Annotated in this window: 27 protein-coding genes; 20 read left to right on the top strand and 7 right to left on the bottom strand. The window is 70.5% G+C overall.

Annotated elements, in window-relative coordinates; translation table 11 throughout:
* Nucleotides 1-16: 16 nt before the first annotated feature.
* From dapB to ruvA, 4 genes are all read right to left on the bottom strand, one after another.
* A complete protein-coding gene (dapB, locus tag ACLBX9_RS24505) occupies nucleotides 17-814 on the bottom strand; it encodes a 4-hydroxy-tetrahydrodipicolinate reductase (protein ID WP_447720814.1) in 798 nt (265 codons plus the stop codon).
* A gap of 115 nt (nucleotides 815-929) precedes the next feature.
* Nucleotides 930-1,427: a bacterioferritin gene (gene bfr, locus ACLBX9_RS24500; protein ID WP_010683505.1), complete on the bottom strand. Its 498-nt coding sequence runs from the start codon at nucleotides 1,425-1,427 to the stop codon at nucleotides 930-932.
* Nucleotides 1,428-1,470: 43 nt separating this feature from the next.
* Nucleotides 1,471-1,755, bottom strand: coding sequence for a (2Fe-2S)-binding protein (locus tag ACLBX9_RS24495; protein ID WP_083920207.1), 285 nt, complete (start codon nucleotides 1,753-1,755; stop codon nucleotides 1,471-1,473).
* A gap of 195 nt (nucleotides 1,756-1,950) precedes the next feature.
* On the bottom strand, nucleotides 1,951-2,568 hold the full coding sequence (gene ruvA, locus ACLBX9_RS24490; RefSeq protein ID WP_447720752.1) for a Holliday junction branch migration protein RuvA: 618 nt from the start codon (nucleotides 2,566-2,568) through the stop codon (nucleotides 1,951-1,953).
* A gap of 135 nt (nucleotides 2,569-2,703) precedes the next feature.
* Between ruvA and ACLBX9_RS24485 the strand changes: the two genes are divergently transcribed.
* From ACLBX9_RS24485 to ACLBX9_RS24410, 16 genes are all read left to right on the top strand, one after another.
* On the top strand, nucleotides 2,704-3,336 hold the full coding sequence (locus ACLBX9_RS24485; protein ID WP_010683507.1) for a YceI family protein: 633 nt from the start codon (nucleotides 2,704-2,706) through the stop codon (nucleotides 3,334-3,336).
* Between the two features lie 55 nt (nucleotides 3,337-3,391).
* Nucleotides 3,392-3,775: a hypothetical protein gene (locus tag ACLBX9_RS24480; protein ID WP_447720751.1), complete on the top strand. Its 384-nt coding sequence runs from the start codon at nucleotides 3,392-3,394 to the stop codon at nucleotides 3,773-3,775.
* 190 nt (nucleotides 3,776-3,965) lie between these two features.
* Entirely contained in the window at nucleotides 3,966-4,280 is a 315-nt protein-coding gene (gene rplU / locus ACLBX9_RS24475; protein ID WP_010683509.1) for a 50S ribosomal protein L21, read from the top strand.
* A gap of 86 nt (nucleotides 4,281-4,366) precedes the next feature.
* Complete coding sequence (gene rpmA / locus ACLBX9_RS24470; RefSeq protein WP_010683510.1) at nucleotides 4,367-4,633, top strand: 50S ribosomal protein L27; 267 nt, start codon at nucleotides 4,367-4,369, stop codon at nucleotides 4,631-4,633.
* A 185-nt stretch (nucleotides 4,634-4,818) separates the two neighbouring features.
* On the top strand, nucleotides 4,819-5,415 hold the full coding sequence (locus ACLBX9_RS24465) for a GNAT family N-acetyltransferase (protein ID WP_447720750.1): 597 nt from the start codon (nucleotides 4,819-4,821) through the stop codon (nucleotides 5,413-5,415).
* Nucleotides 5,416-5,504: 89 nt separating this feature from the next.
* On the top strand, nucleotides 5,505-6,533 hold the full coding sequence (gene obgE, locus ACLBX9_RS24460; RefSeq protein WP_447720749.1) for a GTPase ObgE: 1,029 nt from the start codon (nucleotides 5,505-5,507) through the stop codon (nucleotides 6,531-6,533).
* Between the two features lie 193 nt (nucleotides 6,534-6,726).
* Nucleotides 6,727-7,842, top strand: a complete 1,116-nt coding sequence (proB, locus tag ACLBX9_RS24455; protein ID WP_010683513.1) for a glutamate 5-kinase — start codon at nucleotides 6,727-6,729, stop codon at nucleotides 7,840-7,842.
* A gap of 161 nt (nucleotides 7,843-8,003) precedes the next feature.
* Nucleotides 8,004-9,302 carry a glutamate-5-semialdehyde dehydrogenase gene (locus tag ACLBX9_RS24450; RefSeq protein ID WP_447720748.1) on the top strand — a complete coding sequence of 433 codons (1,299 nt, stop codon included), beginning with the start codon at nucleotides 8,004-8,006 and terminating at the stop codon, nucleotides 9,300-9,302.
* A 19-nt stretch (nucleotides 9,303-9,321) separates the two neighbouring features.
* Nucleotides 9,322-9,996 (top strand): nicotinate-nucleotide adenylyltransferase, encoded by a 675-nt coding sequence (locus ACLBX9_RS24445; protein WP_447720747.1) that lies wholly within the window; start codon nucleotides 9,322-9,324, stop codon nucleotides 9,994-9,996.
* Nucleotides 9,993-10,442 carry a ribosome silencing factor gene (rsfS, locus tag ACLBX9_RS24440; protein ID WP_447720746.1) on the top strand — a complete coding sequence of 150 codons (450 nt, stop codon included), beginning with the start codon at nucleotides 9,993-9,995 and terminating at the stop codon, nucleotides 10,440-10,442. The genes ACLBX9_RS24445 and rsfS overlap by 4 nt, the downstream gene beginning before the upstream one ends.
* Nucleotides 10,443-10,456: 14 nt before the next feature.
* A complete protein-coding gene (rlmH, locus tag ACLBX9_RS24435) occupies nucleotides 10,457-10,951 on the top strand; it encodes a 23S rRNA (pseudouridine(1915)-N(3))-methyltransferase RlmH (RefSeq protein WP_010683517.1) in 495 nt (164 codons plus the stop codon).
* A 6-nt stretch (nucleotides 10,952-10,957) separates the two neighbouring features.
* Nucleotides 10,958-12,322, top strand: coding sequence for a murein hydrolase activator EnvC family protein (locus ACLBX9_RS24430; RefSeq protein ID WP_447720745.1), 1,365 nt, complete (start codon nucleotides 10,958-10,960; stop codon nucleotides 12,320-12,322).
* Nucleotides 12,322-13,659 (top strand): S41 family peptidase, encoded by a 1,338-nt coding sequence (locus ACLBX9_RS24425; protein WP_010683519.1) that lies wholly within the window; start codon nucleotides 12,322-12,324, stop codon nucleotides 13,657-13,659. Before ACLBX9_RS24430 ends, ACLBX9_RS24425 begins: the two co-directional genes overlap by 1 nt.
* Before the next feature lie 169 nt (nucleotides 13,660-13,828).
* The gene (locus tag ACLBX9_RS24420; RefSeq protein ID WP_447720744.1) at nucleotides 13,829-15,073 is read left to right on the top strand and encodes a divergent polysaccharide deacetylase family protein; all 1,245 of its coding nucleotides are present in this window, start codon (nucleotides 13,829-13,831) and stop codon (nucleotides 15,071-15,073) included.
* A gap of 95 nt (nucleotides 15,074-15,168) precedes the next feature.
* Entirely contained in the window at nucleotides 15,169-15,723 is a 555-nt protein-coding gene (locus tag ACLBX9_RS24415) for an RNA pyrophosphohydrolase (protein WP_447720743.1), read from the top strand.
* A gap of 25 nt (nucleotides 15,724-15,748) precedes the next feature.
* The gene (locus ACLBX9_RS24410; RefSeq protein ID WP_447720813.1) at nucleotides 15,749-16,378 is read left to right on the top strand and encodes a DUF2939 domain-containing protein; all 630 of its coding nucleotides are present in this window, start codon (nucleotides 15,749-15,751) and stop codon (nucleotides 16,376-16,378) included.
* A 13-nt stretch (nucleotides 16,379-16,391) separates the two neighbouring features.
* Here ACLBX9_RS24410 and ACLBX9_RS24405 read toward each other — a convergent pair whose 3' ends face one another.
* Both ACLBX9_RS24405 and ACLBX9_RS24400 read right to left on the bottom strand, forming a co-directional pair.
* The gene (locus ACLBX9_RS24405; RefSeq protein WP_010683523.1) at nucleotides 16,392-16,757 is read right to left on the bottom strand and encodes a hypothetical protein; all 366 of its coding nucleotides are present in this window, start codon (nucleotides 16,755-16,757) and stop codon (nucleotides 16,392-16,394) included.
* Between the two features lie 23 nt (nucleotides 16,758-16,780).
* Entirely contained in the window at nucleotides 16,781-17,212 is a 432-nt protein-coding gene (locus ACLBX9_RS24400; RefSeq protein WP_447720742.1) for a response regulator, read from the bottom strand.
* A 207-nt stretch (nucleotides 17,213-17,419) separates the two neighbouring features.
* Between ACLBX9_RS24400 and ACLBX9_RS24395 the strand changes: the two genes are divergently transcribed.
* The 4 genes from ACLBX9_RS24395 (at nucleotide 17,420) to ACLBX9_RS24380 (ending at nucleotide 21,044) form a co-directional block, all read left to right on the top strand.
* Nucleotides 17,420-18,094 carry a YoaK family protein gene (locus ACLBX9_RS24395; RefSeq protein ID WP_010683525.1) on the top strand — a complete coding sequence of 225 codons (675 nt, stop codon included), beginning with the start codon at nucleotides 17,420-17,422 and terminating at the stop codon, nucleotides 18,092-18,094.
* Complete coding sequence (locus ACLBX9_RS24390) at nucleotides 18,091-19,104, top strand: WD40 repeat domain-containing protein (protein WP_447720741.1); 1,014 nt, start codon at nucleotides 18,091-18,093, stop codon at nucleotides 19,102-19,104. Before ACLBX9_RS24395 ends, ACLBX9_RS24390 begins: the two co-directional genes overlap by 4 nt.
* Nucleotides 19,105-19,174: 70 nt before the next feature.
* Complete coding sequence (locus ACLBX9_RS24385) at nucleotides 19,175-19,699, top strand: DUF2937 family protein (protein ID WP_010683527.1); 525 nt, start codon at nucleotides 19,175-19,177, stop codon at nucleotides 19,697-19,699.
* A gap of 106 nt (nucleotides 19,700-19,805) precedes the next feature.
* A complete protein-coding gene (locus ACLBX9_RS24380; RefSeq protein WP_010683528.1) occupies nucleotides 19,806-21,044 on the top strand; it encodes a hypothetical protein in 1,239 nt (412 codons plus the stop codon).
* A 4-nt stretch (nucleotides 21,045-21,048) separates the two neighbouring features.
* Here ACLBX9_RS24380 and ACLBX9_RS24375 read toward each other — a convergent pair whose 3' ends face one another.
* Entirely contained in the window at nucleotides 21,049-22,068 is a 1,020-nt protein-coding gene (locus tag ACLBX9_RS24375; protein ID WP_010683529.1) for an alpha/beta hydrolase, read from the bottom strand.
* Nucleotides 22,069-22,135 lie beyond the last annotated feature (67 nt).

Genomic DNA, 22,135 nt, shown 5'->3' with positions numbered 1-22,135 from the left:
GCCGCAGCGCCTCCGGTCACAGGCCGAGCACGTCCGCCATGGCGTAGAGGCCCGGCGGCTTGGGATGCGCCCAGAGCGCCGCCTTGACGGCGCCCGCGGCGAACAGGCCGCGATCGGCGGCGTGGTGGCTGATCGTGAGGCTCTCGCCGATCCCGGCGAAGGTCACGCTGTGGTCGCCCACGACGCTGCCGCCCCGCAGGGTGGCGAAGCCGATGTCGCCGGGCTTGCGGGCGCCGGTGATCCCGTCCCGGGTCGAGACGCGGACGGCCTTCAAGTCCACGCCGCGGCCCTCGGCGGCGGCCTCGCCCAGCATCAGCGCCGTGCCGGAGGGCGCGTCCACCTTCATGCGGTGGTGCATCTCCAAGATCTCGATGTCGAACTCGTCGCCCAGCGACTTGGCCACCCGCCGCACCAGCTCGGTCATCAGGTTGATGCCGAGCGACATGTTGCCCGACTGCACGATGCGGGCGTGGTAGGACGCCGCCTTCAGCTTCGCCAGATCCTCCTCGGACAGGCCGGTCGTCCCGACGACGTGGACGATGCGGGCCTGGGCGGCGAGTTCCGCGAAGGCCACGGTGGCGGCCGGGGCCGTGAAGTCGAGCACGCCGTCGGCGGCCGCGAAGGCCGCGAGCGGATCGTCCGTCACGGGGACATGGAGGGCCGGCAGACCAGCGAGCGTCCCGGCGTCCTGCCCCAGCGCTGGGGAGCCCGCCCGCTCGATCGCCGCGGACAAGGTGCAGCCCTCGGCCTGGGCCACCGCGCGCACCAGCATCCGACCCATGCGCCCGTCGGCGCCGACCACCACCAGCCGCATCCCGAGTCCCATCTCCGTCAGGGGCGTAGAGGGGTCGGACCCTGTCGGCCCGACCCCTCCCGCGTTGTCCGTCACCCCGGAAGACGCCGTCACGGCGCCCGGGGCTCGAACGGCCTCAGTCCTTCTCGGGCGCGATCTGTTCCAGCCCGCCGATGTGCTTCTGCGCGTAGAGCGGCAGGCCGATCTGCTTGATCAGTTCCAGTTGCGTCTCGAGGAAGTCGATATGGCCTTCCTCATCGGTCGCCAGATCCTCGAACAGGATCTTGGAGACGCGATCATTGATCGAATCACAGTACTGAGCAGCCTCAAGGTAGAGGCGGCGCGCCTCGTTCTCGGCGGCGAGATCGCACTCGATGATTTCCTGGACGTTCTGGCCGATCCGCAGCGGGTCGAGTTCCTGGAGGTTCGGGAACCCGTCGAGGAACAGGATCCGGTCGACGAACCGGTCCGCGTGGTTCATCTCCTCGATCGACTCCTTGCGCCAGAACTTGGCCAGGTCGATGTAGCCCCAGTCATTGAGCATGCGAAAGTGCAGCCAATACTGGCTGACGGCCGTCAACTCGCTGCGCAGTCCGCGGTTGAGGTACTCGATGACCTTGGTGTCGCCCTTCATGCCCCCGTACTCCTTACCGTTCTTTCAGGCGGGGGCAGAAGCATCAGGCTGCGACTCCCTCATCCGCAGTTTGGAATTTCACCAAACTACAGGCGCTGGCGCAAGCCGTCGTGCAGGCATGGCTGCCCTCGACGGCCGGCAACGGCCCAGCTACCGAGCCAAGGGCGCTCTGCATGATGGACCGGATGGTGCGGGCGCAGCGCCCGCATTTCGGGCTGCATCCCAGGCAGGCGTAGACCTGGGCGGGGGTGCGCGGGCAGCCCGGTCCGGGCGCGAGACACCCGCGAACCGCGCCATCCGATATGACATTACAAGAGCAGACGATCATCCGCGCCGCTAATCCCGCCATCCCCGTGCCCGCCACGGTCTTCCGGACCGCCCCGAGCTGCCGCGCCAGATTAGAAAGATTGAAAAGTAGCTTGCTTTTCAATGTTTTACTGGCCGGGGCGGACATGGCACCGCTGCTCCGGCGGGTCAAGGGCGGGCGATCGGAACGGGCCTCGAAGGGTCTGCCGCGCGCCCCTCAGCGGGCGAGTTCGCGCAGGCCCAGACGGATCAGGACCTTGGCCTCCGCACCCTCCCCCGCGCCCTTGAGCGCGGCCGCGATGGCGGCGGCGGCTTGGACCTGCGGGTAGCCGAGATTCACGAGCGCCGAGACCGCATCCGCCACCGGCTGCGGAGCCGCGCCCTCCTCAACGGCGCCGGTCAAGGCGACGAGGGCCGGATCGATGGGCGCGAAGGCCGGAGCCTTGTCCTTCAGCTCGGCCGCCAGCCGGGCCGCGAGCCGGGGCCCGACGCCGGGGGCACGGCTGATCGCGCCCTTGTCGCCCGTCGCGATGGCGCCGGCCAGGGCTTCGGGCTCCAGGACCGACAGCACCCCGAGGGCGACGCGGGCGCCGACGCCCTGGACGGTCTGGAGCAGCCGGAACCATTCGCGCTCGGCGTCCGATCGGAAGCCGTAGAGGCGGATCATGTCCTCGCGGACATGGGTCTCGATCGACAGCTCCGCCGGTTCGCCGACCTTGGGCATGCGCTGCAGTGTGCGCGCCGAGCAATGGGCGATGTAGCCCACCCCCGCCACGTCGAGGATCACGAAATCCTCGCCGAAGGAGTCCACCACGCCCTTGAGCTTGCCGATCATGCCATGCCTGCCCGCTGTTCAGGGCTGACTACAGAAGCGCGCCGGTCACCGCCAGACGTGCTTGAGCGCGCAGGGAGATCGTGAAATCACGGGCCCCGCGCCGGCCGGGCTTGGCCGCGCTCCGGGGGGACAAGAATGCGCGCGCCACTTCTCGCCCTGATCGGCCTCCTCTCCTTGGGGCCGGCTCAGGCAGCCGACGATCCGGCCGGCAAGGGCGTGCCGGTCGCGCCGAGTGCCGATCCGACGCAGGTGCGCCCGGGTGCCTACGTGCTGGATCCGGATCACGGCAAGGTCACGTGGTCGGTCTCGCATCTCGGCTACTCGACCTATTACGGCCAGTTCACCGGCCTGACGGGAACGCTGACCCTCGATCCCAAGGCGCCGGACAAGAGCCGGCTTGAGGTGAGCGTGCCGCTCGGCGGTGTGATCACCGGCAGCGCGCGCCTCAACGAGCACCTCGCGGCGCCGGATTTCTTCGACACCGCGAAGTTCCCGAACGCCACCTTCACGGCTACGACGGTCGAGCCGACGAGCCCGACGACGGCGCGGATCACCGGCGACCTGAACCTGCGCGGCACCGTGCGGCCGCTCGCCATCGACGCGACCTTCAACCAAGCCGGCATCCACCCGGTCGACCAGCGCTACACCGTGGGCTTCGACGGGCGCGCCGTCATCAAGAGGTCGGAGTTCGGGATCAACGCCTATCTCCCCCATCTCGGCGACGAGGTGACCTTGCGCATCGAGGGCGAGTTCAAGGCTGCCCCGTAGCGGTGCGTGCCGCACGGCCGCCGAGGGGGTTGGCGACACCAGGGAGTTTTGAGCTTTGCGGAGCCCACGTGCCATCGCCGCCTGTCTGAGTCTGCTCCTCGCCGGCCCGGCCGTCGCGCAGGTTCCGGTCGCCCCGACGAGCCCGGCCTCACCGCTCGACAACTACGCCGATGCCGCCTCCACGACGATCATCGCCGAGCAGGCCTGTCCGGGTGTCCAGGTCAGGGCCGGGCAGCTCACGACGCTGCGCCTCTCCGCCCGCGTGAATGCCGGCCAGGAAGCCCTGCTGGAGCAGAAGCTGCGGACCCGGTCGACCCAGGTGCGCCAGCAACTGGCCGCCGTGGGCCGCGAGGCCTGGTGCGCCGCGGCTCTGGCGGCCTTCGGTCCGCAGGGCACGGTCGCCAAGGGGATCCTGGTGACCGGCGCGCCGATCCGCTGATCCGGGCCGCGCGGATCGACGCGCGGATTGACATGTGGCGCCCGCGCCCGTAGTGACCCCGCATGGCGCGCGGCCTCCCTGAGGTCCGCGCGTTTCGCGTTGTCCGGGCACAAGCCCGTGCAATGACTTCAAACAAGAAGCCGGTCCAGGGGCAGCCGCCCCGGAGGCCGTTCGAGAACACGAGAGAACGATGTTCGCAGTCATCAAGACGGGCGGTAAGCAGTACCGCGTCGCCGCCAACGACACCATCACCATCGCCTCCCTGGCCGGCGAGGCCGGCGAGGCCGTGACCTTCGGCGAGGTCCTCCTGTTCGCCGACGGCGCGGGCGCGACCCAGGTCGGCGCACCGACCCTGTCGGGCATCAGCGTCACCGGCGAGATCGTGCGCCACGGACGCGACAAGAAGGTCATCGCCTTCAAGAAGCGCCGCCGGCAGAACTCGCGCCGCAAGCGCGGCCATCGCCAGGACCACACGGTCGTGCGCATCACCGGCATTTCGGCCTGACGCACGCCAGACGCTGGGCGCGTCCGGTCCCCTGAGGGACCGATCCGCGACCGCATCGAAGCCAAACAGAATTCGGAGCTCATCCCATGGCACACAAGAAGGCTGGCGGTTCGTCCCGCAACGGTCGCGACTCGGAAGGCCGGCGCCTCGGCGTCAAGAAGTTCGGCGCGGAATCGGTCATTCCGGGCAACATCATCGTGCGTCAGCGCGGCACCAAATGGCATCCCGGCGCCAATGTCGGCATGGGCAAGGACCACACGCTGTTCGCGCTGGTACCGGGCCATGTCCGCTTCGAGACGCGCCGCGGGCGCGCCTTCGTAGCCGTTACCCCGCTGGCCGAGGCCGCGGAATAAGAGGCGGGCGCCTTTGAGGCGAAGCTGGCGTCCCGCCCGGTGTCCCACACCGGACCGGAGACGTCGTTGCCGAGCCCCTGACGGGCCGGATCGGACGGAACCCCGGGGAGGATGGGACGCCATCCTCCCCTTCGTCGTCTTGAGGCGGTGACCCGGAGCCGGGAGCGCCGCCCTGCGAGGGCACGATGTTCCCCGATCTGACCCGTGATGACGTTTTCCGGATCGAGACGCGGCGGCTGTGGCTGCGCTGGCCGACCGCGAAGGACAGGGACGCGATCCTGAAGCTGGCCGGCGACCCGTCGGTCGCCGCGATGCTGGCGCGGGTGCCGCACCCGCTCCCGGCCCCGGTCGTGGATGCGTTCCTGCTTCAGGCACGCGCGCAGAACACCGCCGGTTCGGCCCTCACGCTCGCCCTCGCGCCGCGGGCGGCGCCCGGCAGCCTCATCGGTGTCATCAGCATCGAGGCGCCGGCCGACGCGCCGCCGGAGCTCGGCTACTGGCTCGGGCGGGCCTACTGGGGAAGCGGCCTGATGGCCGAGGCCGTGACGGCCCTGTGCCACGCCTTCTTCGCCTATACCGGCGGCGCGGAACTCTCGGCGTCGGCCCGCACGGTCAACCCGGCGTCCCGGCGCGTTCTGGAGAGCTGCGGCTTCGTGCCGGTCGGCAGCGCGATCCGGCCCTTCCCGGCGCGCGGTGAGGATCTGCCGGTCGATCTCTTCCGCCTCGACCGGCGGCGCTGGCAGAGGCCGTCGTCCGAGCCGGCGATGACGGCAGCCGCCTGAGGCGGCGCCACGGCGCCGGGGCTGGCCGGCGGCCGTCGACACGGTGATGGTGCGGGCCGCGAGCCCGCACCCGACAAAGGATTCAGGTCGTGAAGTTCCTCGACGAAGCCAAGGTCTATGTCCGCTCCGGTGATGGCGGTCCCGGCTGCGTCTCGTTCCGGCGGGAGAAGTTCATCGAGTTCGGGGGACCGAATGGCGGCGACGGCGGCCGCGGCGGCGATGTCTGGGTGGAGTGCGTCGAGGGTCTCAACACCCTGATCGACTACCGCTATCAGCAGCACTTCAAGGCCCGGAAGGGCGAGCACGGCATGGGCTCGAACTGCCACGGCGCCAACGGCTCCGACGCGGTCCTGAAGGTCCCGGCCGGCACGCAGATCTTCGCCGAGGACGGCGAGACGCTGCTCGCCGACCTGACCGAGGTCGGCCAGAAGATCCGCCTCGCGAAGGGCGGCAACGGCGGCTTCGGCAACGCCTACTTCACCACCTCGACGAACCGCGCTCCGAAGCACGCCAATCCCGGCCAGGAAGGCCAGGAGATGTGGATCTGGCTGCGGCTCAAGCTGATCGCCGATGCCGGGCTCGTCGGCCTGCCGAATGCCGGCAAGTCGACCTTCCTGGCCAGCGTCACGGCGGCGAAGCCGAAGATCGCCGATTACCCGTTCACGACGCTGCATCCCGGGCTCGGCGTCGTGCGCTCGGACGGGCGCGAATTCGTCCTCGCCGACATCCCGGGCCTGATCGAGGGCGCGCACGAGGGCGTCGGGCTGGGCGACCGGTTCCTCGCCCACGTCGAGCGCTGCCGCGTGCTGCTGCACCTCGTGGACGGCACCACGGAGCATGCCGGCAAGACCTACAAGCTGGTTCGTGGCGAGATCGAAGCCTACGGCAACGGTCTCGCGGAGAAGCCCGAGGTCGTCGCCCTCTCGAAGGCGGATGCCCTCGACGCCGATACCCTGAAGAGCCAGGTTGCCAAGCTAAAGCGGGCGGCCGGTCGTGCACCGCTGGTCCTGTCCTCCGCCAGCCGGAAAGGCGTGCCGGAGGCGCTTCGGGCGCTCCAGGCGGAAATCGACGCCAGCGCGGAGGCCGAGCGGCAGCCGGCCGTGGCTTGGCAGCCGTGATTCGCGGGAGCTCCTGGCCCCCCGCGGCAGCCTGGTCCGGCCTGCGCCTCGCCGCCCTGCCGGAAGCCTGCGGACACCCGACAGGCCGCTGATCCAACGCCATCGTGACGGGTGATCGCCGCGAGGCGGAGTGGCTGTTCAACAGCGCGATCTTCGTTCAAATCGCCTCGATCGACCCGGACCCGCAAGCATCATGATCCCCGTCCTCGAAGATTTCCGCCGCGTCGTCCTCAAGGTCGGGTCGGCCCTCCTCGTCGACCGGGGGGCCGGGCGTCTGCGGCACGCCTGGCTCGCGGCGCTGGCTGAGGACATCGCCGAGTTGCACGCGCGCGGCGTCGATGTCCTGGTCGTCTCCTCGGGCAGCATCGCGCTCGGGCGCACCGTGCTCGGGCTGCCCTCCGGAGCCTTGCGGCTGGAAGAGAGCCAGGGTGCGGCCTCGGTGGGGCAGATCACTCTGGCGCGGCATTGGGCCGAAGCGCTCGGTCATCACGGCATCGTCGCCGGCCAGATCCTCGTGACGCCCCAGGATACGGAGGAGCGTCGCCGCTACCTCAATGCCCGCGCCACCGTGCTCAAACTGCTCGAGATGCGCGCGGTGCCGGTCGTCAATGAGAACGACACGGTGGCGACGTCGGAGATCCGTTACGGCGACAACGATCGCCTCGCCGCCCGGGTCGCCACCATGATCGATGCCGACGTGCTGGTCCTGTTCTCGGATATCGACGGCCTGTATACGGCGCCGCCGAAAAGCGACCCGAACGCGCAGCATCTGCCGGTGGTCGAGCGCATCACCCCTGAGATCGAGGCGATGGCGGGCGGCCCGGCCTCCGAGCTGTCCCGCGGCGGCATGCGCACCAAGATCGAGGCGGCCAAGATCGCAGCCTCCGGCGGCACGCACCTCGTGATCGCGGACGGTCGGCAGAAGAACCCGCTGCGCGCCGTTCGGGATGGGGCTCGCTGCACGTGGTTCCTCTCCGGGTCCACGCCGACCGCTGCCCGGAAGACCTGGATCGCCGGCTCCCTCGAACCGCGCGGCAGCCTCACCATCGACGCGGGCGCCGTGAAGGCGCTGCGTGGCGGCGCGAGCCTCCTGCCGGTGGGCGTCCGCGCCATCGAAGGCAGCTTCTCCCGTGGCGATGCGGTGGTGATCCGCGATGGCGACGGCCGTGTCCACGGCCGCGGGCTCGTCGCCTACGACAGCGCGGAAGCCGCCTTGATCATCGGGCATCCCAGCGCGCGTATCCCGGAATTGCTCAACTATCCCGGTCGCGCCTGGATGGTTCATCGGGATGACTTGGCATTGTTCTAGTTCTCGACTTTCCGCACTGGATTAATCACAATCATCTCCGAATTGATTATTGCGTCGACCAGCACTCGGACACCCTTGTGCGTGCGGCGCGCGATGTGCAAATACGGCGTCTTCTCTCTGTCGCGCCGAAGCATAGGGCGCCGCCAACCGAGGACGCCAGCGTGCCCGTCCTAAACCTGAGATCGGATTTCGCCGAGGCCGACGCCCTGCCGGAGCAGATGGCGGCGATCGGCCGGCGCGCCCGAGCCGCCGCCCGGCTGATGGCGCTGGCCTCCGCGCGGACCAAGGACGTGGCGCTCAAGCGGATCGCCGAGCGCCTGCGCGCGAACCGCGACGAGATCCTCGTCGAGAACGCCCGCGACGTGGCGGCCGCCCGCAACGCCGGTCAGAGCGCCGCGCTGATCGACCGCCTGACCCTGGATCCTGGCCGCCTGTCGGCCATCGCGGAGGCCGTGGAGAAGGTCGGGTCGCTGGCGGATCCCGTGGGACGCCAGCTCGCCGCCATCGAGCGGCCCAACGGCCTCCTGATCGAGCGGGTCGCCGTGCCCCTCGGTGTCGTCGGCGTCATCTTCGAGAGTCGGCCGAACGTGACCGCGGATGCCGGCGCGCTGTGCCTGAAGGCCGGAAACGCTGCCATCCTGCGGGCGGGCTCCGACAGCCACCGCACCGCCATGGCCATCGCCCGGGCGATGAGTCAGGGCCTCGCCGATGCCGGCTTGCCGGAGAACGCGATCCAGCTCGTGCCGACGCGCGACCGGGCCGCCGTGGGTCTGATGCTCGCCGGACTTGACGGCTGCGTCGACGTGATTGTGCCGCGCGGCGGGCGCGGCCTCGTGGCGCGCGTCCAGGCCGAGGCCCGCGTGCCGGTCTTCGCCCATCTCGACGGCATCAACCACGTCTACGTGGCCGCAGCGGCCGACCTCGACATGGCGCGCACCGTCCTCCTGAACAGCAAGATGCGCCGGACCAGCGTCTGTGGCGCGGCCGAGACGCTGCTGGTGGACCGGGCCTGCGCGGGGACGCATCTCGCATCCCTGGTCGGCGCCCTGCTGGATGCCGGATGCGCCGTTCGCGGCGACGTCGAGACGCGGGCCGTCGACCCCCGGGTCACCGCTGCCTCCGAGGAGGACTGGCACACGGAATATCTCGACGCGATCATCGCGGTGCGGGTGGTGGACGGGATCGCCGCGGCGATCGAGCACATCGAGACCTACGGCTCGCACCACACGGACGCGATCATCACCGAGGACGACGCGGAGGCCACGCGGTTTTTGGCGGAGGTCGATTCCGCGATCGTGACCCACAACGCCTCCACGCAATTCGCGGATGGCGGCGAGTTCGGCTTCGGTGCCGAGATCGGCATCGCTACCGGGCGCATGCATGCGCGCGGGCCGGTGGGGGTCGAGCAGCTGACCACTTTCAAGTACCGCGTCCACGGCAGCGGCCAGACGCGTCCGTGACGCCCATCCAGGAGCCGGCGTGCGGCTGACCCTGCCGCCGAGCGCCCCCGGCATGCGGATCGGCCTCTACGGCGGATCCTTCAATCCCGCTCATCTGGGCCATCGCCATGTCACCCTCATGGCGATGCGGCGACTCGGGCTGGACCGGGTCTGGTGGCTCGTCAGCCCGGGCAACCCTCTCAAGAGCCGAAAGGCGCTCCCTCCCGTCACCGTGCGCTGCGCGCAGGCCCGGTCGGTCGCGCGACATCCGCGCATCGCGGTGACCGGCATCGAGGCGGCGCTCAACGTGCGCTTCACGGTCCAGACCCTGCGGTTCCTGAAGCGCCATCGGCCCGGCGTCCACTTCGTCTGGATCATGGGCGCCGACTCGCTGGCGACGTTCCACCGCTGGAAGGGCTTCGCCGAGATCGCCCGGCTGATGCCCATGGCGGTCATCGATCGTCCGGGCTCGACCATGACCCCGCTGAGCGCCCGGGCGGCGCGCCGCCTGGCTGGCGCGCGCCTGCCGGAAGAAGCTGCGGCGACGCTCGCGACGCGCGCTCCTCCGGCCTGGGTCTTCCTGCACGGTCCCCGCTCCACGCTGTCATCGACGGCGATCCGCGAGGGCGTTCGGGGACGCACTGCGCATTCGGGGTCGCCACGGTTGCAATCGACGGCCGATACCGCCAATTTCAGACGATCCCGCGGGGCGTGACGTCACCTGCGGCACCACGAGGAACCAGGACTCTGCCCGAGACCATTCAAACGGAGACGATCCGCACCCCCGTCCAGGCCCCGGAACCCTCCGGCCAGGCGCGCTCGGACGACCTGAAGGCCCTGGCCCTCGGATGCCTCGACGAGATGAAGGCCGAGGAGACGATCGCCATCGACCTCGCCGGTAAGACCTCGCTCGCCGACACGATGATCATCACGTCCGGCCGGTCACAGCGCCATGTCGGCTCGATCGCCGACAAGGTGATCCAGGAAATGAAGAATCGCGGCTTCGGCAATGCTCGGGTCGAAGGCTTGCCTGCCTGCGACTGGGTGCTGATCGACGCGGGCGACGTGCTCGTTCACATCTTCCGCCCCGAGGTTCGCGGCTTCTACAATCTGGAGAAGATGTGGGGCGCTGATCGTCCGGTCGGGCTCGCCGCCGGCTAGGGCGGACGTCCGGATTGCGTCTGATCTTCGCGGCGGTCGGCCGGCTCAAGGCCGGTCCGGAGCGGGAACTCGCGTCACGATATCGCGACCGCGCGGCCCAGTTGGGGCGTGGACTGGGCTTTCCCGCCTGTGACAGCCTCGAGATCCCAGAATCGCGGGCCCGGCGCGCCACCGACCGCTGTGCCGAAGAGGCGGCCGCGCTCCTGACCCATCTGCCCCCTGGGGGGGTCCTACTCGCCTACGACGAACGCGGGCGGGCCGATGTCACCAGCGAGGCCCTAGCGGATCGCGTCGCCGCGTGGCGCGACGTCGCGCGCCCTGCCCTCGTCGTGGCTATCGGGGGCCCGGATGGTCTGGACGCCTCAATTCGGACGAAGGCGGAGCTGATCCTGTCTTTCGGGGCTGCCACCCTGCCCCACGGACTTGTGCGCGTGCTCGCCCTCGAACAGATTTATCGGAGCCTGACCCTCTTGGCGGGTCACCCCTATCATCGCGGCGAGGCGGGCTGATCGGCCATGTCGACCGTGGAAAGACTGCGGGCGGTTGCCTTCCGTGGTCCTCAGCACCGGCTGCGCGCCGTCGTCCTGCTGGCCCTCGCCGTCGCTGCGACGCCGGTGCGTTCCGAGATGCCCGCCGACGCAGATTCGGCTCAGCGCGCCGCCGAGGAGCGCGATCGCCGCGCCGAAAATCTCAAGCGCGTGCAGGAGGCGCTCGCGGCCAGCGCCGGCCAGCGGGCCCAGTTCGAGGCCGAGATTGCCACGATCGGGACCGACAGGGCCAAGCTGGATGCCGCGCTCCTCGATGCGGGTCGCCAAGCGCAGGCGACCGAGGAGCGTCTGAGCCGCCTGGAAGAGCGCTTGAAGGCGATGGGCGAGAGTGAGGCCGCGATCCGGCGCTCGCTCCAGGCCCGCCGCGGCATCGTCGCGGAGATCCTGGCGGCGCTTCAGCGGATGGGGCGCCGGCCGCCGCCCGCGGTTCTCGTGAGCCCCGAGGACGTCCTCGCGGCCATACGCACCTCGATGCTGCTCGGCGCCGTCGTGCCGGAGCTGCGAGGCGAGGTCGACACCCTCGCGGCCGATCTCGCGGAGATGATCCGCCTGCGCGGCCTGATCGCGCAGGACAAGGAAGGTCTGGCCTCCGATCTCGCCGGCTGGGCGCGCGAGCAGCAGCGCCTGCAGGCGCTGGTCGCGGCCCGCCGCGCCCGGCAGGCCGAGATCGAGAGCGGCTTGTCCACCGAGCGTCGGCGGGCCGCGGAGCTCGGGGCTCAGGCCAAGACCCTCAAGGATTTGATGGACCGGACCGAGGCCGAAGCGGCCGCCGACAGGAAGACCGCCGAGGAGGCGAAGGCTGCGGCCGAACGAGAGGTCAAGGTCACGCAGGAACGATTTGCCGCGGCCGGGTTCCGTGATCCGGCACGCCTGGCCCCAAAGGTGCATTTCGCCGACGTGCGGGGCGAAGTGCCGCGGCCCGTCAGTGGACGGCTCACACGCGGCTTCAACCAGCCCGACGGCAACGGCGGGACCACGCGGGGCGTGTCCTTCACGACGCGCCCGAAGGCGACGGTCTCTGCCCCGGCGGACGGGTGGGTGCAATTCGCGGGGCCTTTTCGGTCGTACGGGCAACTCTTGATCATCAACGCGGGCGACGGCTACTATCTCCTGCTCGCGGGGATGGATCAGATCAGCGTCGAGGTCGGGCAGTTCGTGCTCGCGGGCGAACCGGTCGGCAGCATGGGCGACAAGGGTGCTGGGCCACCCGGGTCCGACGGCGATCCGACCTTGTACGTCGAGTTCAAGAAGGACGGCGGCTCCATCGATCCGGAGCCGTGGTGGGCGAAGAGCCCGAACAATACGGTACTTGGCGAGAAGGTTCGCGGCTGATGCGCAAGACATCCCTGATCATGCTGGGCGCCTTCCTGGGTGCCGGCACCTCCATGGTAGCCACGCAGACCGATTTCCTGTCGGGTCCGCGCGCCGTGGCCGCCTCGGCCGAGACCTATCGCCAGCTCAGCCTGTTCGGCGACGTCTTCGAGAAGGTCCGCACCGACTACGTCGAGAAGCCGGACGAGTCGAAGATGATCGAGGCGGCCGTCAACGGCATGCTGACCTCGCTCGATCCGCATTCGAGCTACATGGACGCCAAGGCGTTCCGCGACATGCAGACCACCACCCGCGGCGAGTTCGGCGGGCTCGGCATCGAGGTCACCATGGAGGACGGCCTGATCAAGGTCGTCACGCCGATCGACGACACCCCGGCCGCCAAGGCGGGGCTGCTCGCCAACGACATCATTACGCAGATCGACGACGATCAGGTTCAGGGCCTCACCCTGAACCAGGCGGTCGACAAGATGCGCGGCCCTGTGAACTCGAACGTGAAGCTCAAGATCAGCCGCAAGGAGTCGAAGGATCCGATCGACGTCACGCTCACGCGGGACGTGATCAAGATCAAGCCGGTCCGCTCGAAGGTCGAGGGCGGCGACGTCGCCTACATCCGCCTGACCCAGTTCAACGAGCAGACCTTCGACGGCATGCGGGCGGCGATCGACAAGCTGACCGGCGAGATCGGTGCCGACAAGATCAAGGGCTACGTCATCGACCTGCGCAACAACCCGGGCGGCCTGCTCGACCAGGCCGTGATGGTGTCGGACGCGTTCCTGGACCGCGGTGAGATCGTCTCGACCCGCGGCCGCAACCCGGACGAGACGCAGCGTTTCTCGGCGAAGTCGGGGGACCTTACCAAGGGCAAGCCGGTGGTTGTGCTGGTCAACGGCGGCTCCGCCTCGGCCTCCGAGATCGTCGCCGGCGCCTTGCAGGATCACAAGCGCGCGACGATCATGGGGACCCGCTCCTTCGGCAAGGGGTCGGTTCAGTCGATCATCCCGCTCGGCGGCTCCGGCGCGCTGCGGCTGACCACGGCGCGGTACTACACGCCGTCGGGACGCTCGATCCAGGCGAAGGGTATCGAGCCGGATGTCGAGGTCACGCAGGACGTGCCCGACGAGTTGAAGGGCAAGGACGAGACCAAGGGTGAGGCCGGACTGAAGGGCCACCTGAAGCAGAAGGACACCGACGAGCGCGGCGGCTCCTCCGCCTACGTGCCGCCGGATCCGGCGAAGGACAAGCAGCTCATCTCGGCCGTGGACTTCCTGCACGGCATCCAGAAGGGCGCGGCCAACGGGACCCCCGCGGCACAGCAGAAGCCCAGCCTGCCGAACTGAGCCGCCAAGTTACGGAGCGCGAGATTTGAACCCGCCCGGCCCCAGGCCGGGCGGTTTTTCGTACCGGGTCCGGCTTTAGCGAAACGTTAACCATGCGGAGCCGCAATGGTGGCGGGGATCCGCGCCGCATCCGACGGTGCAGGGAGCGCGATCCCGCATCGAGAGCCGCTTGACCGAGTCCACCGACGATATGCTCACGCGACCCCTCGGGGTACCGGAGGCGGCAGCGCCGGAGCAGCCCAGCGGCAGGCTCGGACGCGCCGTCGCGTTCGCACGTCGGCCGAGGGTCACGGGCGGCGCGATCGCGATCGCCCTCGCGGTCACGGTCGGGCTGGTGCTGGCGCTCGGCGATTCCCGGGGCGGTGACCCCCGCGTCGAAGCCAGCATCACGATCCGTGAGCCGGCCGGCCGGCCCGCACAGGCCGCCGCCTCGCCGCCCGTCACCGAGCCGCAGGTCGCCACGACGGCCCCGACCCCGACGTCGCTCCAGCGCAGCGCGGAGGAGATCGAGACGGCCTCCGGCGTGACCGTCGTGCGGCCCGCCGGGTCCGGCCCGTCGGACGCTGTGGTGATTCGCGTGCCGCCGCCGAGTGCGCCCCGCCTCGCTCCGGCGCCGGATCCGCGGATCACCGAGACGGGACGCCACGGTGTGATGCCGAAGCTCGGCGAGGGTCGGGCGCGCGCCCTGGACGTATATGCCCGGGCTGAGGAGGCGGGAACGGGACCACGTATCGCCATCGTGGTGACCGGACTCGGTGTCGGCCAAGCCGCCACGGCCGGCGCCACCGCGCGCCTGCCGGCGGCCGTCAGTCTCGCCTTTGTGCCCTACGGCGGCGAGGCCGCACGCGCGGCCGCCCGGGCGCGCGACGCCGGACACGAGGTCTTTCTTCAACTGCCCATGGAGCCGTTCGACTATCCTGACAGCGATCCGGGACCGCAAGCCCTGCTCACGGCGCTGAAGGGGCCGGAGAACGCAGACCGGCTCGCCTGGGCGCTCGCCCGTTTCCCGGGCTATGTCGGCGTCGCGAACTTCATGGGCTCCAAGTTGATGGCGGATCCGGCGTTCGAGCCGATCCTGCGGGAGATCGGAGGTCGCGGCCTCGGCTTCCTCGACGATGGGACGGGCGCGAAGCCCGCGACCGCCCCCGCCAACAAGGCCCGCACGCCGATCGCCCGCGCCGAGATCGTCCTCGACGCCACGCCGCGCGCCGACGCCATCGACGCCGCCCTCGCCCAGGCCGAGGCGCGCGCCAAGGCCAACGGCTTCGTTCTCGTCTCCGCCGGAGGCGCGGCGCTCACGGTCGATCGAATCGCCCGCTGGGCAAAAGATCTCGACGCTCGCGGGCTCAGACTCGTGCCGGCCAGCGTCGCCCTCCGCGGCGCACGCGACAAGCGTGTCTCAACGGCGGATTGAGTGACCGCCCGACCTCCATCCGCGCAGGTAGACCGAGCGACCGAAACTCGGCCCCTGAACCTAGCCGACGTTGCCGCCTCGCGCGCGCCTGACCTATGGTCGCCGAGATGACGACGGATTCGGACCCGGGCAGCGCCCTGCCCTACCGGCCCTGCGTGGGCGTCGCGCTGATCTCCCGATCGGGTGGCGTCTTCGTCGGGCGTCGGAGCAAGGATGCTGGTCCCGAGCACGTCGCCGGTCCGCACATGTGGCAGATGCCGCAGGGGGGCATCGACCCTGGCGAGGACCCGGAGTCGGCGGCCCGCCGCGAACTCTACGAAGAGACCAACGTCCCGCCGGACGCGCTCAAGCTGCTGGCCGAAATCCCGGATTGGCTCGCCTACGATCTGCCGCCCGACGTCATGAAGCAGGCTTGGAAGGGCCGCTACCGCGGCCAAGCCCAGAAATGGTTCGCTTACGGCTTCCTTGGCGGCGAGGCACTGATCGACGTCCTCCAGCCGGGCGGCGGCGCCCACAAGCCCGAGTTCGACGCGTGGCGTTGGGCGCGGTTCTCGGAACTGCCCGACCTGATCGTACCCTTCAAGCGCCCGGTCTACGAGAGCGTGGTGGCGGCGTTCTCAGGTCTGGCGCATTGGTCGGCCGAGCCATGACGCCCCGACGCGGGTTCTGACGGTGGTGCGCTGGCTCGCGATCCCGCTCTGCCTCGCCCTGGCTTGGCTGGCATACACTCTGAGCCCGCTGTGGTCGCTCTACGATCTCGCGCAGGCGGTGCGGCGGCACGACGCCGCCTATGTCGAGACGCACGTGAATTTCCGGACGCTGCGGTTGTCCCTTGTCCGGCAGATCACCGCGGCGATGCGCACCGCTGCCGAGACGGATACCGACCTGGAGCCGCGTGACCGCCAGCGCCTGAACGATGCCGCCTACGGCCTCGCCCTCGCCCTGTCCGAGACGATGGTGACGCCCGACACGGTCATCGACCTGCTCGCCAACGGCTGGCCCGACAAGCTCGACGTCGAGCGGCCTGCCGGAGCGCGGCCGCAAGGCTTGGCCATCCGCAACGTCGACCGTCTCCTGCCCTACTACGCAGCCCTTGAGATGCGGGGCTTCCGCGCGGTCGTCATCCCGATCCCGCCGGACGCGCCGCGCGCGGAGCGCACGCGGATTCGGCTGCGCTTGCGCGGCCTGAGCTGGCGGCTGGTCGACATCGAGATGGCCGACACTCTGCGCCAGCAGATCGCCGCCAAACTGAGCCGCGCGCTGGCGCGCGCCAAGATCGGCGCCAGCGCGGGCGAGGAGCGCTAGGCGCCGGCTTGGATCACTTCGCCTTCGTGGAGCCGGCGGCCTCCTTGGGCTCCCGTGCCTCGCTCAGGCTTTCGGCCTTGTCCTCGTCGGTATCGCCGCCCTGCTCGATCGTCTTGGCGGGATTGGCGAGGAGCGACTTCGCGATGCCCAGCAGATTCTCGCACTCACCGGGGAACTTGTAAGTCTCGAGCACGATGGCTGCGTCGCGCAGCGTGCGCAGGTCGCGCACGAGCTGGGCGTTCTCGTCGGCGCGCAGCTCGGGCTTGGCGGCGATGGTCTCCTCGATCTGCGCGCCCTTCACGTCGCAGGCCGCGCCGGCAGGCGAGGCGGTCACCGCGAGCGCCAGGGCGATGCCGGCTGCGGAAAGGATGCACCGCATGACGTGGGTCCTCGAGGGCGGGATCAGGCGTGTTGGAGGAGCGCGGCGTGCAGGACGTCGCGGGTGAGGGCCACGAGCTGGCCGGGCCGATACGGCTTCGGCACGAAGACCGAACCCGAGACGGCCTCGTCGGCCGGCAGGCAGGCGCGCCCGCCGGAGGTGTAGACCACCGCGAGATCCGGCCAGTGGCGCCGCGCCCACCGCGCGAGCGCCAAACCGTTCGTGTTGCGGGCGAGATCGATATCGGTGAAGAGCATGTCCACGCTCTCGCCGGCCAGGATGGCTTCGGCCTGCCACGCATCCGCGGCGGTGAGCACCCGATAACCCTCGTCGAGCAGCACCTCGGCGGCCAGCTCGCACACGGTCGGCTCGTCCTCGACCACGAGGATCGTGGCGGCAGCCGGGTCCAGGACGGGCATGGACGGGCAGACGAAAGCGGCGGCGAACGGAACCATGACGCAACTCCCACTCACCCGGCCGGGGCAGCGTGGCCCCGAACCGGATCGCAGGGGCAACGGCCCCTTCCGACACGGCGTTCACCCTGTTTGCATCGAATTGCTCGGGTTTGGTGAGCGGCTCGTTAACCGCGGCCCTGCCCTGCTGAACGAAGTGATCCAAATGGTTAACAGACCGTTACCGGGGCCCGGCCGCGGAGCCGGTGCGTGAGCCGGAACTGGCAGCTCGGCATCGGCCTGCTCCTCACCGGGCTCGCCGGCTACGTGGATGCCCTGGGCTTCGTGCGCCTGGGCGGCCTCTACACATCGTTCATGAGCGGCAACACCACGCAGCTCGCGGTCTTCGGCGCCGGTGCCGAGCTGCACCGGATGATCCTGCCCGCGACCCTGCTGCTGGCCTTCCTGACCGGCTCGGTGCTCGGCAGCGGCCTCGCCATTTTAGTGCCGCCCCGTTGGACGACGCCGGTGGTCCTGGCCTACGAATCGCTGCTGATCCTCGGCGGCCTCGGTCTCGGCCTCCAATCGCCGGAACTCGGCCTCGCGGCCTTCTTCGTCGCCTTGGCGATGGGCTCGCAGAACGCGGTTCTGGCGCAGGTGAAGGGCTTCCGCGCCGGTACGACCTTCGTCACCGGGGCTTTGTTCAGCCTGGGACAGAAGATCGCCCAGGCCCTCACACGGACAGGCGACCCGATGGGCTGGGTCGGCGACGGGCTAGTATGGCTGTCGCTGCTGTTCGGCGCCTATCTCGGCGCGCACGCCTACGGCTTGTTCGCCCTGTACGCGCTGATCGCGCCGGCGGCGATCTCCGGCGGGCTCGCGCTGATTACCGCAATCCTGGTCTTGCGCGCCGGCACGTCGGCCGCGAAGGTCCCCCCGCAATGACGAGCCCCCTCAGCAACCCGTCCCTCACCAGTCACGTGGCCGCGCTGGAGCCCGGCGCCCACGTCATCGCCGCGCATGTCCTGAAGGACACCCCCGCCCTGGCGCTCAGCGACGGCACGGTGGTGCTGGCGCGGGAGGGCGGCCTGACGCGCCTGTCCGCGCATCCCGACAGCGGGATTCTGGTGGCCGCCGGCTCAGGCGGCAGGCTGCTCACCGGCGGCGATGACGGCCGCGTGGTCGAGATCCGCTCCGACGGCTCCCTGGAACAGCTCGGCCTCGCCAAGGGCGGCGCCTGGATCGACGCCCTGGCGCTCCATCCCGATGGGGCCGTGGCCTGGTCGGCCGGCCGCAACGTCGTCGCCCGGGATGCGAAGGGGCGTGAGCGGCACTTCCAGGCGCCGTCGAGCGCCCGCGGCCTCGTCTTCGCCCCCAAGGGCTACCGTCTCGGGGTCGCCCACTACAACGGCGTGAGCCTCTGGTACCCGAATCTCGAGACCCCGGCCGAGGTCATCAGCTGGAAGGGCTCGCATATCGACGTGACGTGGTCGCCGGACGGCCGCTTCGTCGTATCGACCATGCAGGAGAACGCCCTGCACGGCTGGCGCCTTCAGCCGGATCGAGGCCACATGCGGATGTCGGGCTATCCGGGCAAGGTCCGCTCGATGGCGTGGTCCTCAGACGGGAACTGGCTCGCCACGGGCGGGGCCGAGGCCGCGATCGTGTGGCCGTTCGATTCGAAGGAGGGGCCGACCGGGAAGGCGCCGCGGGAATGCGGCGTCCGGCCCGCCCGGGTCTCCAGGGTCGCGTTCCACCCGAAGGCGCCGGTCCTGGCGATCGGCTACGAGGACGGCTGCATCCTGCTGGTCCGCTTCACCGACGCCGCCGAATTGCTCGTGCGGCCGGCCGTACCGGGAAGCGCAGTGACGGCCCTGGCCTGGGACGGCCGTGGTGAAAGGCTGCTCTTCGGCTGCGCGGACGGGAAGGCGGGTCTCCTGACGCTGCCGGGCTGAGACCGTCTGGAACCGCGGCCGCCGGCATGCTCTTGTCGGTGGTCGATTCACCGCGCCGGAGGACTGAGACGTGCTGCGCGTGTTCCGTACCTTCGGCCTCGCCCTGGGCCTGCTCGGCGGCGTCGTGGCGGCCCAGGCTCCCGAATTTGCGCAACAATACGCGCAACGACTGGGCGGCGCCGCCGACGAGCTGCGCCGGCAGGTGGCGGTCCTCGAATCGGACGCGCAGGCCTCCGGGACCACGCGCGACGATGCCGTCGACCGGCTGCGCAACAACCCGGACCAACTCGTCGCCAAGCGCGGCGATGCGGCCCGCGCCGACATCGCGCGCCTCGCCCGGCTCAGTGCTCAGCAGCAGGCCCTCGCCGCGACGACGAGCCCGCTGGGCCGCGTCGTGGCGATGCTGCGCGATCCGGACCTGCCCGTCGCCGAGGCCGCCTATCGGGATTTCAGCCCGGCGGTGCCGACCACCGCGGACGGCTTGGCCGCGGCCTTGATCGGCTTCTTCGCCGCCTGGGGCGGCTGGCGGGTGGTGTCGGATCTCGGCGGTCGGGCCATGCGCCGGCGGCCGCGAAGGACCGTCAGGGCCGCCTGACGACACGCTGCGCCTTCGGGAGTGTGGCGCCGCGTCTACAGCGGCTTGCGCGAGCCTTGCGTATCGAGCAGGGATCCGGCCGTTCCGGACCGGGAGAAGGCGCAAGATGCCCCGCGCGTCGAACTCGTCCACCATCGATCCGGCGCTCGACGCCGCCGCCTTGCTGCGGCGCATCGGCTTCTTCGGCCTGTTCGTGGTGCTGCCGGTTCTCGCGCAGGTGGCCCGCCGCGCCTCCGTGATCCTCGCGCCGATCGCCGTCATCCTGCTCATCATCGCCAGCGTGATCGATCGTCGGCAGCGTCCGGTGCGGCCGGCCGCCTTTCGGCTCCTGACCGCGCCTGCCTTCCTGGCCGGCATGCTGGTGGTGCTGTGGTCGGCGTTGTCGCTGATCTGGACGCCGTTCCCCGGGCCGGCGCTGGAGCGCCTGGCCAACCTCACGGCCACGATCGGACTCGCGCTGCTGGGCTACCTCGCCCTGCCCGACCGGATGCGGTCGGCCAACCTCTACCTCCTGCCACTCGGCATCGTGGCGGGCGCCATCGTGGCGATCATGCTCGGCGTGTTCGGCGCCCACATGGCCCCGCCCGGCACCGAGGATGACGGGGCGCTGGACCGCGGCCTCGTCCTGCTGATTCTGCTGGTCTGGCCGGCGCTCGCGTGGCTCCGGTCCCGGCGCCGCGACCGCGAGGCGCTGGGGCTCGCGCTGCTGGTCGCCCTGGCGCTCACCGTTCAGCCGGACGCGACCCAGATCGCCGCGCTGGCCGTCGGGGCCGTGGCCTTCGCGGTCACGAGCTACCGGCCGAGGCTCGGCGTCGCGCTCACGGCGATCCTGTCGGCGCTCCTGCTCGCCGTGGCACCGTTGCTGCCCTTCCTGGCACGGCCCGCCGGCGCGGCGATCCTGGGCCCCCTCGCGCCCTCGGTTCTGTCGCTCAAGAGCTGGCAGAAGGTGGTGACCACCGATCCGGTGCGGCTGATCACGGGCCACGGCTTCGAGACCGCCCTGCGCGGACGTCTCGTCGGCCTCTTGCCGCTGAACGCGCCGACCACGGCCCTGTTCGAGTTCTGGTACGAATTGGGTATCGTCGGCGCCCTGGCCGCCGCCTTCGCGCTCTACGCCTCGGTCCGGCGCGCCGGGCGCGACGTCCCGGCCCTGGTGCCGGGCGCGATGGGGTGCTTCGCCGCTGCCTTCACGGTGGCATGCCTCAGCGTCGGCCTCACGGCGATCTGGTGGCTGACGACGGTGGCCATCGCGATCGTGGTGTTCGTCGCGGTGGAGCGAGGCCAGTTCCGCACCAGCCGTCCGAAGGTCGCCAAGCTGCACCGCCTGCAGGGCAGCGGAGGCTGAGGATTCAGCGCCGCAGGAAGCCGTGCAGGCGGATCCAGGCCAGGAACAGGCCCGGCCAGGCCGCCACCGGCGTGCCGGGCGCGCCGAGCCCGAAACCGTGGCCGCCGCGCTCGAACAGATGGAGCTCGGCCGGAACCCGCGCCTTGCGCAGCGCCGTGAACATCAGCAGCGGGTGGTCGGCCACCGCGACGGGATCGTCGATCGCCTGGACGAGGAAGGTCGGCGGCGTCTCCGGGCCGACCTGGAGATCGACCGAGTAGGTCTTCATCTCCAGGGGCGTGACCTCGTCGCCGACCAGGATGCGGCGGGTATGGGTCCGGTCGAAGGGCTTGCGCATGGTGATGACCGGGTAGATCAGCCCGGCCAGGGCCGGCCGCACCGGCTGGGCGTCGGTGGCATCGACGCCCGGGTAGAGGTCGAGGGCGCTCCCGACCGCCGTCTCGCCCATGAGATGTCCGCCGGCGGAGAAGCCGAGGACGCCGACCCGGTCCGGATCGACGCCGAACTCCGTGCCGCGGGCGCGAACGAGCCGGAGGGCGCGCTGCGCGTCCTGTCGCGGCGCGTCGGGTCCCGCGCCCCAGCTCTCCGCGGGCAGGCGGTAGATCAGCAGGAAGACCGTGATGCCCGCCGCGTTGAGCACGCGCCCCACCGGGACGCCCTCGTTACCCAGGGCGATGAACTCGTAACCGCCTCCGGCGGCGACGATCATGGCCGCGCCGTTGGCGTTGGCCGGCCGCATGACCAGCAGGCACGGCCGCGCCACCCGCGTGATGTCGCCGAAGGTCCCCTCCACGTACCGGTACCCGTTCGCGTCCGGTCCGTTTCCGCCGCCCGGTGCCTCGCCCGGCCAGAGGTCGATCACCTGCAGGTCGGCGCCCGGAAGCGAGCGCGGGAGGGCATGAACGGCCGCATCCGCGACCCCTTGGTTCGCCGGGGCCGCCGGTCCTTCGCCCTCTCCTCGGGCGGCGCGCAGGCCGAAGGCGCTCCCGAGGCCGGCGAGGAGGAATCGGCGGTCGAGGCGCAAGGGCATCTCCCCGGTTGTGCAGTCGCCGGGGCCGTCGGTGCGGACCCGGGTCATGCCAAAGCCCGGA

It is taken from the genome of Methylobacterium sp. A49B (assembly GCF_053346215.1).
This window is presented reverse-complemented; position numbering and strand designations above follow the sequence as displayed.

Coding starts and splice junctions, on each gene's coding strand:
- ACLBX9_RS24380 (WP_010683528.1), top strand. CDS start 19,806: ATGCCCCGCGCGTCGAACTCGTCCACCATCGATCCGGCGCTCGACGCC.
- proB (WP_010683513.1), top strand. CDS start 6,727: ATGATCCCCGTCCTCGAAGATTTCCGCCGCGTCGTCCTCAAGGTCGGG.
- ACLBX9_RS24495 (WP_083920207.1), bottom strand. CDS start 1,755: ATGATCGTCTGCTCTTGTAATGTCATATCGGATGGCGCGGTTCGCGGG.
- ACLBX9_RS24465 (WP_447720750.1), top strand. CDS start 4,819: ATGTTCCCCGATCTGACCCGTGATGACGTTTTCCGGATCGAGACGCGG.
- ACLBX9_RS24425 (WP_010683519.1), top strand. CDS start 12,322: ATGCGCAAGACATCCCTGATCATGCTGGGCGCCTTCCTGGGTGCCGGC.
- ACLBX9_RS24415 (WP_447720743.1), top strand. CDS start 15,169: ATGGTCGCCGAGATGACGACGGATTCGGACCCGGGCAGCGCCCTGCCC.
- dapB (WP_447720814.1), bottom strand. CDS start 814: ATGCGGCTGGTGGTGGTCGGCGCCGACGGGCGCATGGGTCGGATGCTG.
- ACLBX9_RS24485 (WP_010683507.1), top strand. CDS start 2,704: ATGCGCGCGCCACTTCTCGCCCTGATCGGCCTCCTCTCCTTGGGGCCG.
- ruvA (WP_447720752.1), bottom strand. CDS start 2,568: ATGATCGGCAAGCTCAAGGGCGTGGTGGACTCCTTCGGCGAGGATTTC.
- bfr (WP_010683505.1), bottom strand. CDS start 1,427: ATGAAGGGCGACACCAAGGTCATCGAGTACCTCAACCGCGGACTGCGC.
- ACLBX9_RS24430 (WP_447720745.1), top strand. CDS start 10,958: ATGTCGACCGTGGAAAGACTGCGGGCGGTTGCCTTCCGTGGTCCTCAG.
- rplU (WP_010683509.1), top strand. CDS start 3,966: ATGTTCGCAGTCATCAAGACGGGCGGTAAGCAGTACCGCGTCGCCGCC.
- ACLBX9_RS24405 (WP_010683523.1), bottom strand. CDS start 16,757: ATGCGGTGCATCCTTTCCGCAGCCGGCATCGCCCTGGCGCTCGCGGTG.
- rpmA (WP_010683510.1), top strand. CDS start 4,367: ATGGCACACAAGAAGGCTGGCGGTTCGTCCCGCAACGGTCGCGACTCG.
- ACLBX9_RS24400 (WP_447720742.1), bottom strand. CDS start 17,212: ATGGTTCCGTTCGCCGCCGCTTTCGTCTGCCCGTCCATGCCCGTCCTG.
- ACLBX9_RS24390 (WP_447720741.1), top strand. CDS start 18,091: ATGACGAGCCCCCTCAGCAACCCGTCCCTCACCAGTCACGTGGCCGCG.